Origin of the sequence: Granulibacter bethesdensis, from assembly GCF_001889525.1 — a bacterium.
GTDB lineage: Bacteria > Pseudomonadota > Alphaproteobacteria > Acetobacterales > Acetobacteraceae > Granulibacter > Granulibacter bethesdensis_C.
The window spans coordinates 625941-640862 of sequence record NZ_CP018192.1 but is presented as its reverse complement, the minus strand read 5'-3'; the positions used below and the strand labels follow the sequence as shown (position 1 = coordinate 640862).

Annotated in this window: 7 protein-coding genes; 1 reads left to right on the top strand and 6 read right to left on the bottom strand. The window is 55.8% G+C overall.

Annotated features, from left to right (window positions below):
• From rpoB to rplK, 5 genes are all read right to left on the bottom strand, one after another.
• Nucleotides 1–4176 carry a DNA-directed RNA polymerase subunit beta gene (gene rpoB, locus GbCGDNIH6_RS02860; RefSeq protein ID WP_072562791.1) on the bottom strand — a complete coding sequence of 1392 codons (4176 nt, stop codon included), beginning with the start codon at nucleotides 4174–4176 and terminating at the stop codon, nucleotides 1–3.
• Between the two features lie 272 nt (nucleotides 4177–4448).
• Complete coding sequence (rplL, locus tag GbCGDNIH6_RS02855; protein ID WP_011631254.1) at nucleotides 4449–4826, bottom strand: 50S ribosomal protein L7/L12; 378 nt, start codon at nucleotides 4824–4826, stop codon at nucleotides 4449–4451.
• A gap of 89 nt (nucleotides 4827–4915) precedes the next feature.
• Complete coding sequence (rplJ, locus tag GbCGDNIH6_RS02850) at nucleotides 4916–5434, bottom strand: 50S ribosomal protein L10 (RefSeq protein WP_025286091.1); 519 nt, start codon at nucleotides 5432–5434, stop codon at nucleotides 4916–4918.
• Between the two features lie 318 nt (nucleotides 5435–5752).
• Nucleotides 5753–6445 (bottom strand): 50S ribosomal protein L1, encoded by a 693-nt coding sequence (rplA, locus tag GbCGDNIH6_RS02840; protein WP_072562789.1) that lies wholly within the window; start codon nucleotides 6443–6445, stop codon nucleotides 5753–5755.
• 4 nt (nucleotides 6446–6449) lie between these two features.
• Nucleotides 6450–6884: a 50S ribosomal protein L11 gene (gene rplK / locus GbCGDNIH6_RS02835; RefSeq protein ID WP_011631251.1), complete on the bottom strand. Its 435-nt coding sequence runs from the start codon at nucleotides 6882–6884 to the stop codon at nucleotides 6450–6452.
• A gap of 437 nt (nucleotides 6885–7321) precedes the next feature.
• Between rplK and GbCGDNIH6_RS02830 the strand changes: the two genes are divergently transcribed.
• Nucleotides 7322–13018, top strand: a complete 5697-nt coding sequence (locus GbCGDNIH6_RS02830) for an AIDA repeat-containing protein (protein WP_072562788.1) — start codon at nucleotides 7322–7324, stop codon at nucleotides 13016–13018.
• A gap of 77 nt (nucleotides 13019–13095) precedes the next feature.
• Here GbCGDNIH6_RS02830 and GbCGDNIH6_RS02825 read toward each other — a convergent pair whose 3' ends face one another.
• Nucleotides 13096–14703, bottom strand: coding sequence for an electron transfer flavoprotein-ubiquinone oxidoreductase (locus GbCGDNIH6_RS02825; RefSeq protein ID WP_072564286.1), 1608 nt, complete (start codon nucleotides 14701–14703; stop codon nucleotides 13096–13098).
• Nucleotides 14704–14922: the final 219 nt, after the last annotated feature.

The window sequence follows — 14922 nt, the reverse complement described above, 5'->3', positions numbered from 1 at the left end:
TCAGGCAGAGCGGTTTTCAAGATCGACATTCAGACCCAGTGACTTCAACTCCTTCATCAGAACGTTGAAGCTTTCCGGGATACCGGCCTCGAAGCTATCCTGGTCACGCACGATCGCCTCATACACCTTGGTGCGGCCGGACACGTCATCGGACTTCACCGTCAACATTTCCTGCAGGGTGTAGGCGGCGCCGTAGGCTTCCAGCGCCCACACTTCCATTTCACCGAAGCGCTGGCCACCGAACTGCGCCTTACCACCCAGCGGCTGCTGGGTCACAAGGCTGTAGGGACCGATCGAACGGGCATGGATCTTGTCGTCAACCAGATGGTGCAGCTTCAGCATATAGATATAGCCGACTGTCACCTTACGTTCGAACGGCTCACCGGTACGACCATCCGTCAGGACCACCTGACCGGAGGTATCAAGACCAGCCCGGCTCAGCATGTTTTCAATATCTGACGGACGGGCGCCATCGAAAACCGGAGTTGCAATCGGCACGCCCTTGCGCAGGTTCTCCGCCAGTTCGATCAACTGGTCGTTGTTCATATCGGCAATGATGTCGTTATAGACGTTGTCGCCGTATATCTCCCGCAGGCGGGACAACAGCTCATCCCGTTGCTGACCATTGCGGCGATAGTCTTCCACCAGCTCACCGATCTGACGACCGAGATTGGCGCAGGCCCAGCCCAGATGGGTCTCCAGAATCTGACCCACATTCATACGGCTCGGTACGCCCAGCGGGTTCAGCACGAGATCGACCGGGGTGCCATCCTCCAGGAACGGCATATCCTCGACCGGAACCACGCGGCTGACCACACCCTTATTGCCGTGACGGCCTGCCATCTTGTCACCCGGCTGAAGCTTGCGCTTCACGGCCACGAAGACCTTGACCATCTTCATCACGCCCGGCGGCAGTTCATCACCACGCTGAAGCTTCTCGACCTTGCCTTCGAAACGGGCCTGAATTTTGGCCACGGCGGCGTCGAACTCACGCTTCAGCAATTCGATGTCGGCGACCACCGCATCATCCTGCACGGAGATGTTGCGCCATGCGCCACGAGGATGCTCGGCCAGAACCTCATCGGTGATGATTGTCCCAGCCTTGATGCCCTTGAAGCCACCAGAAGCCGGATGGCCCAGCAGCTTCTCACGCAGACGGTTCAGGAATGCGCGCTCCTGAATGCCGCGCTCGTCATCGCGGTCCTTGGCCAAACGTTCGATCTCGGCGCGCTCGATCGCCATGGCGCGCTCATCCTTGTCGACGCCTCGACGGCTGAACACACGCACATCCACGATGGTGCCGGTCGTGCCGGGCGGCAGCTTCAACGAGGTGTCGCGTACGTCACTCGCCTTCTCGCCGAAAATGGCGCGCAGCAGTTTTTCTTCCGGCGTCATCGGGCTTTCGCCCTTCGGTGTAACCTTACCGACCAGAATATCGCCCGGATTTACCTCTGCACCGATATAGACGATACCGGCTTCGTCGAGGTTGCGCAGAGCTTCTTCACCCACATTCGGAATGTCGCGTGTGATTTCTTCCTGACCCAGCTTGGTGTCACGGGCCATCACTTCGAATTCCTCGATATGGATCGAGGTAAAGACGTCATCCCGCGCGATCCGCTCGCTGATCAGGATGGAGTCCTCGAAGTTGTAGCCGTTCCATGGCATGAACGCGCAGAGCACGTTACGGCCAAGCGCCAGTTCACCCAGCTCCGTCGACGGACCATCCGCGATGATATCGCCGGAAATCACGTGATCCCCAACCTTGACCAGCGGACGCTGGTTGATGCAGGTGCTCTGGTTGGAGCGCATAAACTTGCGTAGACGATAAATATCGACGCCCTGAGTTGCTCCATCCTCGCCGCTGGCACGGACCACAATGCGGGCACCGTCGATCTGATCGACCACACCGGCACGGCGGGCAACGATGGTAGCGCCAGAGTCACGCGCCACAGCAGCTTCCATGCCGGTGCCGACCAGCGGCGCATCGGCGCGAATCAGCGGCACGGCCTGACGCTGCATGTTCGAGCCCATCAGCGCGCGGTTGGCGTCGTCGTTCTCAAGGAACGGGATCAGCGCCGCAGCCACGGAAACGAGCTGCTTCGGCGAAACGTCCATCGAGGTCACGTCTTCCGGCTTCACCAGACGGAAATCGCCCTGGCGACGCACGGAGATCAGTTCCTCGGTCAGCTTGCCTGTGCTGTCACGCGGTGCATCGGCCTGCGCCACCACCAGACGATCTTCTTCCATAGCTGAAAGATAGCGCCATTGATCGCTGACCTTGCCATCCTCCACCATGCGGTACGGCGTTTCGATGAAGCCATACTTGTTAACCTTGGCATAGGTGGCCAGCGAGTTGATCAGACCGATATTCGGGCCTTCCGGCGTTTCAATCGGGCAGATACGGCCATAATGGGTCGGGTGAACGTCACGGACCTCGAAGCCTGCACGCTCACGGGTCAGACCGCCCGGACCAAGCGCGGAGAGGCGACGCTTATGCGTCACTTCAGAGAGCGGATTGGTCTGGTCCATGAACTGGCTGAGCTGCGAGGAGCCGAAGAACTCACGCACCGCAGCGGCAGCCGGCTTCGCATTGATCAGATCATGCGGCATGACCGTGTCGATATCGACCGAGCCCATGCGCTCGCGGATCGCCCGCTCCATCCGTAGCAGGCCAAGACGATACTGATTTTCCATCAGCTCGCCGACGGAACGCACGCGACGATTGCCGAGATTGTCGATATCGTCGATCGCGCCACGACCATCCTTCAGATCGCACAGGATCTTGACGGTGCGAAGGATATCTTCCTTGCGCAGGGTGCGGACAGTATCCGGAGCATCCACGCCCAGACGCATGTTCATCTTCACACGACCGACCGAGGACAGGTCATACCGGTCCATATCGAAGAACAGGCCACGGAACAGGGCTTCCGCCGTTTCCGGGGTCGGCGGCTCACCGGGGCGCATCACGCGATAGATGTCGATCAGCGCATCATCACGAGTAGAGTTTTTATCGATCGCCAGAGTATTGCGAATCCATGGACCAGTGGTCTGGTCGATCGCCAAAGTCGGCAGGCTTGTGACGCCCAGAGTCTCCAGAGCGGCCAGACGAGCCTCGGTCAGTTCTTCGCCTGCTTCGGCATAAATTTCGCCGGTCTGCTCGTTAACCAGATCCTCGGCCATATAACGACCCAGCAGATCGGCGCGGCCAACCAGAACAGTCTTGGCCTGCTCGGCGATCTTGCGGGCGCTGCGGGCCGTCAGCTTGGTGCCGGCCTCGGCCACGACCGTGCCGGTATCGGCATCAATCAGGGCTTCGGCCAGAGTAATGCCACGGAACGCTTCCGGATCGAAAGGACGGGCCCAGCCCTTCGGCGTGCTGGTGAACACAACCTGCGTATAGAAATAGGACAGGATTTCCTCGGCGGTCATGCCATGGATTTCGGGCAGATCCTGCGGATCGATACCGGAAGCGATTGCCGCTTCAGTCCGCTGGCCTTCCAGCGCATAGAGCAGCGTGGTGACAGGCAGCTTGCGACGACGGTCGATGCGGACGTAGACCAGATCCTTGCTGTCGAATTCAAAATCGAGCCATGAGCCACGATAGGGAATAACGCGCGCGGCAAACAGGAATTTGCCGCTTGAGTGGGTCTTGCCCTTGTCGTGATCGAAGAACACGCCGGGAGAGCGGTGCATCTGGCTAACGATGACGCGCTCGGTACCATTGATGATGAAGGTGCCATTATCGGTCATGAGCGGCATATCGCCCATATAAACCGGCTGCTCCTTGATGTCGCGGATAGAGCGGGAACCGGTATCTTCGTCCACATCCCACACGATCAGACGGAGAATGACCTTCAGGGGAGCGGCAAAGGTCATGCCGCGCTGAATGCATTCCTCAACATCGTATTTCGGCTCTTCCAACTCGTAATTGACGAATTCCAGACGGCCACGACCCGCGAAATCGTCAATCGGAAAGACGGAACGAAAAACTTCCTGCAAGCCCGTCGGCGTCCGGTTATCCGGATGCACGTTCATCTGGAGGAACGCTTCATAACTGGCGCGCTGCACATCAATCAGATTGGGCATCGGCACAACATCGCCAATACGGGCGAAATTTTTGCGTATGCGCTTGCGGCCGGTGAAAGATTTGCTGTCCCGCTGGGTGATTGCGTTCATGCCCTGCCCTTAGATCCCGAAATCTCACTCCGCCGGGTCCGCAGCGAAGGAGGATACCTTCACCCGATAGTCCGGCGTCAAGCCCGGCCAATAACGTCGCCCTGAATCTTCCCATGGCCGCCCGGGAAGAGGCGTTTGCAAACAGAGCTCTGCCGAACCCCGATGCGACAGAAACAGCCGGACTATCCGGCTGCAACGACCGATGGGGCGGAAATGATATACATTTCCGCCCACACCGTATTCAACATCCAGGGCAAACCCCGGAAACGGCCTTATTTGATCTCGACAGCGGCGCCCTGCTCTTCCAGCACCTTCTTGATCTTCTCGGCTTCGTCCTTGTTCACGCCTTCCTTCACGGTCTTCGGCGCGCCTTCGACCAGATCCTTGGCTTCCTTCAGGCCCAGACCGGTGATGGTGCGGATTTCCTTGATGACGTTGATCTTCTTGTCACCGGCCTTCGCCAGGATGACAGTGAATTCGGTCTGCTCTTCAGCCGGAGCAGCAGCAGCGCCAGCAGCCGGGGCAGCAGCCACGGCAACCGGAGCGGCGGCGGAGACGCCCCACTTTTCTTCCAACAGCTTGGACAGCTCAGCCGCCTCGAGGACGGTCAGGCTGGACAGCTGCTCAACCAGGTTTGACAGATCAGCCATTTGTTTATGCCTTTAGTTTAGTCGTTGTTCCGGTCCGTTCAAGCCTTTGCCTGAACAGTTGATCACTTTTCCGATGAGAATCGGGCCGATCAGGCCGCCTCTTCCTTCTTGGAATAAGCCCCGAAGACCCGTGCCAGCTGGCCAGCCGGTGCCTGGAGGACGCCAGCGATACGCGTCGCAGGGGTCGAGATGAGCCCCACGAGCTGCGCACGCAGCGTGTCCAGAGACGGCAGATCGGCAAGCGCCTTGACGCCGGACGCATCAAGCGTCTGGCTGCCAAGAGAACCGCCGAGAATAGCCAGCTTGTCATTGGTCTTGGCGAAGTCGACGACAACCTTTGCTGCAGCGACTGGATCCTCAGACCACGCAAGCGCGGTCGGACCTTTCAGCAGCGGCTTGATGCCTTCGAACTGGGACCCTTCCAGGGCGAGGTTGGCCAGACGGTTCTTGGCGACCTTGTAATTCGCACCTGCCGCCCTGACCCGCCGACGCAGCTCGGTCACCTCTGCCACCGTCAGACCCTTGTTCTGGGTGACGACAACAATCGAGGTTTCCGCGAACACGGCGGCGAGGGAGGCAACGAATTCTCGCTTCTCCGTACGCTCCAACGCACTCACTCCTGTTCAATCCGGCAGGACCACCCCGCCGGATCAGTTACCCATGCATCCCCGCATCAACGGCGATGCATTCGCCTGTCCTTTATCCGGAACCGACATCAGAGGCAGAACATAGTCCCACCCAATGACCGACCCGTCTTCCACGCGCGGGTATTGCCTACGGCTTTTCCCTTTAAGCCAACCCGGATCATGATCCGACGCGGCACGTGTGGTCTTGGACAGGATATCGGGAAGCCTGAGCTTCCCTGCCCGCTCCGCCCGACAGATGCCAAGCGAAGCGTATTCCATTCAACCGGATGCTCTATCCGGTCAGGCCGTCAGGGACGATACATCCAGACGCATGCCAGGCCCCATGGAGGAGCTGAGCGCAGCTTTCTGAAGATAGGTTCCTTTCGCACCGGTCGGCTTCGCCTTTTGGATAGCGTCGACCAGAGCGCGGATGTTCTCGACCAGTTTGTCAGCGTCAAAGCTCGCCTTGCCAATACCGGCATGGATGATGCCGGCCTTTTCGGCACGGAACTCGATCTGACCGGACTTGGCCGCGGTGACTGCGCCCTTGACGTCCATGGTCACAGTGCCGAGCTTCGGGTTCGGCATCAAGCCGCGCGGGCCAAGGATTTTGCCCAGACGACCAACCAGAGCCATCATATCGGGGGTCGCAATGCAGCGATCGAACTCAATGGTGCCGTTCTGCACCAGCTCCGCCAGATCTTCAGCGCCGACCACATCGGCACCGGCAGCTTTCGCTTCCTCGGCCTTCGGGCCACGGGCAAACACGCCGACACGCAGGGTCTTGCCTGTGCCATTCGGCAGCGAGACCAGACCACGCACCATCTGGTCCGCGTGACGCGGATCAATGCCGAGATTCAGGGAGATTTCGATCGTCTCGTCGAACTTCGCACGGGCGTTGGTCTTCGCCAGCGCCACGGCCTCGGTCAACGGATAGAACTTTGTGCTGTCGACGGATGCGCGAGCCGCTTTCAGACGCTTGTTATGTACCATCGGATCAGCCCTCCACCACGGTCAGGCCCATGGATTTGGCGGAACCCGCCAGCATCCGGACGGCACCGTCAATATCGTTCGCGTTCATGTCCTGGAACTTGGTTTCCGCGATTTCACGCAACTGGGACATGGTCACACGGCCCACCGCAGCGCTCTTGCCAACCGTGGGAGACCCCTTCTGCACCTTTGCTGCCTTCAGCAGGAAATAGGTGTTCGGCGGAGTCTTGGTGATGAAGCTGAATGTGCGGTCAGCATAGGCAGTGATCACCACCGGAACCGGCATACCGGGTTCCATGGCCTGTGTGGCCGCATTGAATTCCTTGCAGAACTGCATGATGTTCAGGCCGCGCTGACCCAGCGCCGGGCCAACCGGCGGAGAGGGATTCGCCTTGCCCGCAGGGATCTGCAGCTTGACGTAGCCGACGATCTTTTTTGCCATAATCCTGGCTCCTGTTAGTCATCCAGGACCGTGGTTCACACGACCGCCTCACTCCGCACCAAAGCACGAAGAACCCACCAGCCCCGATCAGGGCCAGCGAGCGAGTGAACCGGTCTCCCACGTTCCGATTGAGCAGGCGCCTTTAGCGGATCACATCCGGCCTGTCCAGCATCATAGCACGCCAGACACGCGCACCCGCCCCGCGTTCGATGGGTAACTCCCCTCAATGTCGCCACCAACCAAAATAAACTAAATAAAAAAATAAATTATCTTTTTACAAACCATAAATTTTATGAATTTAAATCATTAAACCAAATTTCTCCCAAATATGCCAATTCATTTCCAAATATACGATAAATCTTTTGATTTTATCGAAATCATCCTGCATATTACTGTAAAGTATATTTACATATAAATTAATTACATGGATTCATCTATTGTCACAGTTAATCATCAGTTCAGGCCAGACCTCATCGGGTATTGTCGTTGACCAATCCGGCAGCATCAGCCAGCTCGCGGTTGAAAACGGAGGTATTGCGATTGGCACAATAGTCCAACCACGCGTTACCATTTACACAGAATCGGGTGGCATCACGTCCAACAGTCAGATTGGAACATGGGGTGCCAGCCTGATTTTCAGTGGTGGCATTGACCGCAATGCAACCGTATCCGGTTTTGCAGCAGCATTATCTATCTTGGAGGGTGGCGCAGCGAATAGAACCATCATTGATGGAGGCGCCAGAATGTATGTCTATGGCTACGCCTCTGAGGCAAGCATAGTTTCTGGCACCGTCGATGTCAGCCAAGGCGGCAGCCTGGACGGCGCTGACTTGATTGCAGGCACTGTCAATGTTTCCAGGGGTGGAGTTGCCACCTCCACCGTCATTCATAACGGTGCAATAGAGCATGTTTACACGGGTGGAACAGCGGTCAGCGCAGTCATCAGTCGTGGCGGTTCCCTGGTTATTGATTCAGGTGGGACTATTGATGGCGCAACCAGCATCGTCAGCGGACATCTGACCCTTAACAATCAGGCTGCTCTGGCAAGCGGGTTCTATATTTCAGATTTTGATTCTTCCGACGTCATCGACATCAATAATCTGCAATTCTCATCAGGCAATACATCTGTCACTTATACATCCGGCAACAATCCAACCGCCACCATAACAAATGGCACAGATCGCTTTACGCTCGCCCTAAGGGCCACTCTGAGCGGCACAGAAAAGCTGAAAACAATTGCGGATTCCGACGGTTCAACACTTCTCGTCATACGGGGGAATACCGTTTCTGTGGGCAACAATACGGTCTCAAGCGGATTGTTGCTGAAAAATGACACTAGCGCCGATTATCTCAACGGTATCGTTATGGGAGGCGGCATCGCCTCCGCCACACAGGTTCAAAGTGGAAGCCTGCTGACTGTCCAATATGGCGGACAAGCGATCAGCACCGTTCTGGCGCAAGGAGGCGCGCTCGACAATTACGGTGCTACATCCGGCACAATTGTCTCTGACAGCAGCACAGAAACCATTGAAGGGCCAGGCTTTCATTCGCTCTACAGCCCTATTGCCATCAGCACGATGGTCCAATCAGGTGGTTCCCAGATTGTTCATGGCACTGCGTCCAGCACTCAGATTGAAAACGGAGGCAGCCAAAGCGTCATAGGGCCATCGGCCATTGCACAAAACACCATTATCAGCAGTGGCGGCATTCTTCAGGCCGGCGGAGTTGCCATATGGTCCAGCGGAGGCATTACCAGCGGAACACAGGTTCTGAATGGCGGAATAGAACGCATTTACGGACCATACAGCACGTCAATCCCTGCCTCTTACGGTGCCTACGCAACAATCGTCAGCAGTGGCGGCATTCAGGAAATTCGTGGCGGAGGCACGGCTTTTAACACCACCGTTTTGGATGGCGGGGTGCAGCACGTCATGTATGATTCCAGCTGGCGTGTCGGCGGCATAGTATCGGGCACCGTGATCAGCGGGGCAGGAACTCTGATTGTTGATTCAGGAGCCAAGATAAAGGGAGCTATCGGCCTTTCTGGAACCGGATCCAAAATCGTTCTGAACAGTACAGACAGCTATTCTTCCTTCCTGAGCATATACGGATTCTCCGAGGGAGACAGCATTGATTTCAATAATATTTCCTACTCTTCCAATGCTCAGATCAGTTACAACTCAGGTGAGTTGATTGTTTCCGCTTCCGGCATTCAATACACCCTGCTTCTATCGCAGCCGCAGACAGATCCCGGCTGGCAATTTGTTTCTTATGCGGACCAAACAGATGGCAGCACACTGATCAAAGCTCTGAACCGTTATTATTATACGAGCTCTGGCGAAGTACTGAGCAATTTTACTCTGGGCGCCGATCTTTCCACGTCTGCCACGCAGCTTTTTGCCGCACAGAACAGCATAGTTCAGTTCACCTATATTTCCAGCGGTGGCATTGCCCATATCAGTAATGGTGCATCAACGAACAGTAACGTTATTCTTTCTGGTGGCAGCCAGATTATTGAAGCCGGAGCGTATGCAATATCGTCCCAGGTTTCTGCCGGCGGTATACAGAGTGTTACCGGAATCGCATCTAATACACAGCTCTATGGAGCGGAAACGGTTTCGGGTTCTTCATTGGATGCTGCTATTTTCAATAGTGGTGTACAAATTGTTGCCAACGGTGGCTCCGTAGAAAACACTCTTGTTCAAAGTGGTGGTCTCCAAACACTATCAGAAGGGGGAACCGCTACCAGCGTTTCCATTATAGATGGAGGCAGCCAGATTGTTCTTTCCGGTGGCTCATCATTCTTCACAACAATAAGCGAGGGCGGCCATCTGATTATCTCTTCAGGTGGGCTGGCTTCAACCACGACAATATCAGGCAGCGGGACCATTGAAGTCGCCAGCGGCGGTCTGTTAAGCGATACGGTTTATATGGCAGGCTCAGGCAGCCTGCTGAAAATAGATGCGCCTTCCTCTCTCGCCGCCAATCCGCTCATTAACGGGTTTGATGAAGGGGACAGGCTCGACCTTGGCTCTATCAATGCGACTGCGGCCGGAACACTCGTTTCTATCGATTCCACATCGGCCAACAACGATAATATCAGTTATCTGTCCGTCACCAGCGGTCAGGATACGTACCGGCTGCGCCTGTCCGGTGATTATACAGGCTGGGGCGTATCATCATCATCTGATGCTCAGGACCAGTCTCTTTTGCTGACGGCCCGTCGTCTTGGAATTATCGTGACGTCTGCCGCTGACAGCCTGTCTATCGGTGGCAGCAACCCACAGAATTATATGTGGGTTATGGGACAGAGCTGGAGCGGCAATACACAGTACACAGGCTTTGCAACCAGCAGCACTGTTGGAGCCAATGGTGTACAGCTTGTTCTTGGTTATGCCGGCCAGACAGATATTTCCAGCGGGGGAACGCAACGTGTTTCCGCAGGCGGAAGAGCCGCTGCCTCCATTATTCATAGTGGTGGTCTGCAATATGTCTATCAAGGTGGTGTTGCATCGAACTCGGTCATCGATGGAGCGGGTACGCTGACCATCCAGAATGGCGGCACACTTTCTGGAACCCTGACCATGAGCGGAACAGGGGCAAGGCTTGAGATTGCATCCCCCACAGCTCTGGCATCAGGCGCGCAGATCAATGGCTTCAGCAATGGCGACATCATCGACCTGAATTCACTTCGATACATGCAGGGCAGCAGAACGGTTTCTTATGATAATACCAGTCATTTGCTGACCATTTCCGGATCAGGACAAGCTTATCACCTCAAATTACAGGGTGATTACAGCGGCTGGGCCTTCAGCCAGACACAGGATAGCGGAGATGGAAGCACCCTGATCACCGGCCGTCAGGAAAATATCATTGTATCGTCAGGGATCACCTCCAGCAGCGTGTTGCTTGATACAAGTACGGTTTCATCGATGCTTGTGATGAACGGGGGGATCGCCAGCGGGACCACTGTCAATAGCGGAGGCATGCAGATAATCTCCTCCGGTGGCACAGCGGCCAATACGATTGTTTCCGGCAACGGAACCCTGATCGTCTCTTCAGGCGGCCATCTGTCCGGAACGATTGATATGGAGGGTACAGGCGGCCTGCTTCAAATCAATGATCCGGCGGCCAGTCAGAATGCAATCATCCAGGGCTTTTCCAATGGTGATTACATTGACCTCAACACCCTGTCCTATACCAGCGCCGTGTCAGCAACGATTGATAGCGCAACAGATCGTTTGACGGTCACCGACGGCACGACATCCTATACTCTGCAACTGACAGGCAATTATGCTGCCAAACGGGTTGCCGTGATCCAGGATTCCGACGGCTCATCCAAACTTGCTATCGAGGATTCACTGACACCAACAATCACAGGCTTTAATTCCAGCCAGTCCGGCACAGATCAGGTTCCGCTGTCCATTCTGTCGGGCGTGACCGTCTCCCAGCAGAGTGGAGAAGGTATAACAGCAACGGTCACCATCACTGGTGCCAGTGGCACATTTACTGACCCAAGCCTTTATGGAACTGTCAGCGCTGACGGGAAAACCTTTACTATTTCCGGCAGCCCGGCCCATGTCACCAACATTCTGAATACGCTTACATTCACACAGACAGCAGGGCAGGCTGCAACCGGGCAGGTTTCAACCTCAACAATTAACCTGAATGTGACGAATAACGCAGGCACGACATCCCGCAACGGAACAATCGCCTTGAAATCCGCTTTGCTGCCATTTGCAGATCAATTTTTTACTGCAGTGGATCCCAATACCATTATCACGGCCACAGCAACACTGGGAGCCAATGCTGAAGGAATCTACAGCCATCTGGGCAACGGCACGCTGAGCGCTGATGGAAAAACCTATACTGTTACCGGGACCGTCAGTCAGGTTTCGACAGCCCTTCAACAGCTTGCCTTCTCACCTCTTCATCCTGAAACCGTTTCGCTTTCTCCCCAGATTCAGACATCTGCGTCCGCGCCTATTACAATTCAGAACAACACATCTACTCCCCGCCTGCTGGTGGGGGGCGCTTCCCGTGATCTCATTATGGGAGGCAGTGGAGCGGATACGCTGGTCAGCGGACCAAACGGCGGTACACTGACTGCAGGTGGGCACGGGTCGCAGCTTGTTGGTGGAGGCGGAAGTACAAATTTTGTCGATAATGTTGGCAATACCACAATTTATGGCGGCCAGGGACAGGATACGATTGAAGCTCTTGGAGCAGGCAGCAAAATCCTGACCGGTCAAGCGGGTAGCCAAGTACAGCTCATCGGGGATGGCAATCTGGCCTGGAGCCAGGGTAAGGATACAATTTACGCGGCTGGTGCTGCCAATACCGTCGTTGGCAGCAATGCCGGCGTCTTTATGACGGCCAACAACTCTACGACTTTCATCAATGGAACAGGTGCCAGCACTATCGTAGGCAATATCCAGTCGATAGGTACATCAACACTGTTCGGCGGAACCGGTGATCTGACATATTATGCTGGCAATGCCCGCGCTCTGGTCATTCTGGATTCCGGCAATGCAACTGTTGCCACGGGAGCTGCCAACACGACCGTCTTTAATGGTAGGGGTCACCTGCTTTATTTTGGCAATACAGGCTACCCAGATACGTCCGATACGATCGAAGGTGGCACAGGCAATATAACCGTATGGAGTGGCCAGAATGGATATTTCAAGGGAGGCACCGCAGGTTCCAATCTTATCCAGGCAGGCAATAACTCAACAGTCACTGGTGGCGGCAACGGAGATGTTCTGACATCACGGGGCCAAAACAATATCCTGATTGCCGGCAGTGGTCAGGAGACACTGGACGGATCGCAAGGTTCCGGAACAATCATGTATGCTGGAACCGGCGATAACACGCTGATCGGCAATGCAAGCCAGGCTAATGCAGCTGTTGATCTGTTTGTTCTGAATGCGGGCCAGGCCGGTGCGCATTACACAATCCAGAATTTCCATACCTGGGAAGATCGCATTGTGCTGAACGGTTACGGGTCAGCAGATATTGATTCTGCCTTTACCAACGCCATCAATACATCTGCAGGCAAGGTATTTACCCTATCCGATCAAAGCACAATCACGCTTCTGGATGTGAAAACCATTGAAAGAAGCGCCTTTGGTTAACGCCTTTTTGTATTCTGCTTTTATCAGCCATTAAAAAAAGCGGCCCGATTTTCAGTCGGGCCGCTTTTGCTTTTTCATTACATCCCACCGGGATAATTCGGGCCTCCACCACCCTCTGGCACGGCCCAGTCTATATTCTGATCTGGATCCTTGATGTCGCATGTTTTGCAGTGCACGCAGTTCTGCGCATTGATTCTCAGAGCCGGGCGCCCATCCTCCGCCTGTTCTACCTCATAGACACCCGCCGGGCAGTAGCGGCTCTCTGGTGCACGGAAAATATCCCAGTTAAGCGACTTCCAGAGTCCGGGATCACGCAGGCGCAGATGAACCGGCTGCTGTTCCTCATGATTGGTTCCACTGAGATAAACCGAGGACAGGCGGTCAAATGTCAGTACGCCATCAGGTTTGGGGTAGTCGATCCTTTGCACCTGCTCCGCCGGGCGCAATGTCTTGTGGTCCGGGTGCTGATGATGAAGCGTCCATGGCGCGCGCCCCTTGAAAAGCACTGTATCCACTGCCGAATACAGAAAACCGCCAATATTGCCGAACCGCGAGAAGCTGGGGCGGATATTCCGGGACGCCGACAGTTCCTCCCACACCCAGCTTTCCCTGATCTTGTCGGTGTAGCTGACCGGCTCTGCTGCGCGATCGGCAATGAAGGCATCGGCAATCGCCTCCGCTGCCAAAACCCCTGATTTCATCGCCGTATGCGTGCCCTTGATCTTTGGCACGTTCAGGAAACCTGCCGCATCTCCGACCAGCAATCCACCTGGGAAAGTCAGCTTCGGGATCGATTGCAGGCCACCTTCGCTGAGTGCACGCGCACCATAGGAGATGCGACGCCCCCCTTCGAAATGCGTTCGCATTTTGGGATGGGCTTTCAGCCGCTGCATCTCATCAAACGGGGAAAGCCACGGGTTGGCGTAATCCAGACCGACGACAAAACCGTAGGAGACCAGATTATCGCCGAAATGATACAGGAATGAGCCGCCATAGGTGGCGCTGTCCATCGGCCAGCCCATCGTATGCACGATAAGCCCGGGACGATGGTTTTCTTTCGGGATTTCCCATAGCTCCTTGATGCCGATCCCGTAGGTCTGCGGGTCCACCCCATCCCTCAGGTTGAAACGCTGCATCAGCTTCTTGCTGAGCGACCCCCGGCAGCCTTCCGCGAAAATCGTGTAGGTGGCGCGCAGTTCCATCCCCGGCTGGAAATTCGGACCGGGATGACCATCCCGTCCCACGCCCATATCACCGGTTATCACACCGGTAATGCGGCCTTCTTCCTCAATCAGCCCTGCCGCTGCGAAACCGGGGTAAATCTCCACCCCCAGCGCCTCGGCCTGCTCTCCGAGCCAGCGCACAAAATTACCCAGACTGACGATGTAATTTCCTTCATTATGCATCTGTGGTGGGGTTGGCAGCCGGAATCCCCCCGTTTCGGTCAGATACATCATCCGATCTTCCGAAGCAGCCGTGTGCAGCGGAGCCCCTTTTTCGCGCCAGTCGGGGATCAGTTCGTCCAGCGCCCGCGGCTCAATCACCGCACCAGAGAGGATATGTGCCCCGACCTCACTGCCCTTTTCCACCACGCATACGGTGAGATCAGAGGATAACTGCTTCAGCCGGATCGCCGCTGAAAGGCCCGCAGGACCGGCACCGACAATCACCACGTCGAAATCCATCGACTCCCGCTCGATTCCTTCCAGCATGTCAGGATCGGAACAAAGGGATTCGTTGTGTTGGCTCATGCTTATTCTCTCCGGCCGCCCCGCCGCGGCAATGGTCCGAACGCATCGGGCAAGAGGCGCGTTCTAACGAAAAAAACCGGAGATACCAGTGCCTCCTGCTCCCAGTAAGCAACAGAATGCATGGATACCCTTTCTCAAACCATGCATAAAATA

Bases quoted from the DNA above. Each gene is read 5' to 3' on its own strand.
- rplA (WP_072562789.1), bottom strand. From the start codon at position 6,445: ATGGTACATAACAAGCGTCTGAAAGCGGCTCGCGCATCCGTCGACAGC.
- rplL (WP_011631254.1), bottom strand. From the start codon at position 4,826: ATGGCTGATCTGTCAAACCTGGTTGAGCAGCTGTCCAGCCTGACCGTC.
- GbCGDNIH6_RS02825 (WP_072564286.1), bottom strand. From the start codon at position 14,703: ATGGATTTCGACGTGGTGATTGTCGGTGCCGGTCCTGCGGGCCTTTCA.
- rpoB (WP_072562791.1), bottom strand. From the start codon at position 4,176: ATGAACGCAATCACCCAGCGGGACAGCAAATCTTTCACCGGCCGCAAG.
- rplK (WP_011631251.1), bottom strand. From the start codon at position 6,884: ATGGCAAAAAAGATCGTCGGCTACGTCAAGCTGCAGATCCCTGCGGGC.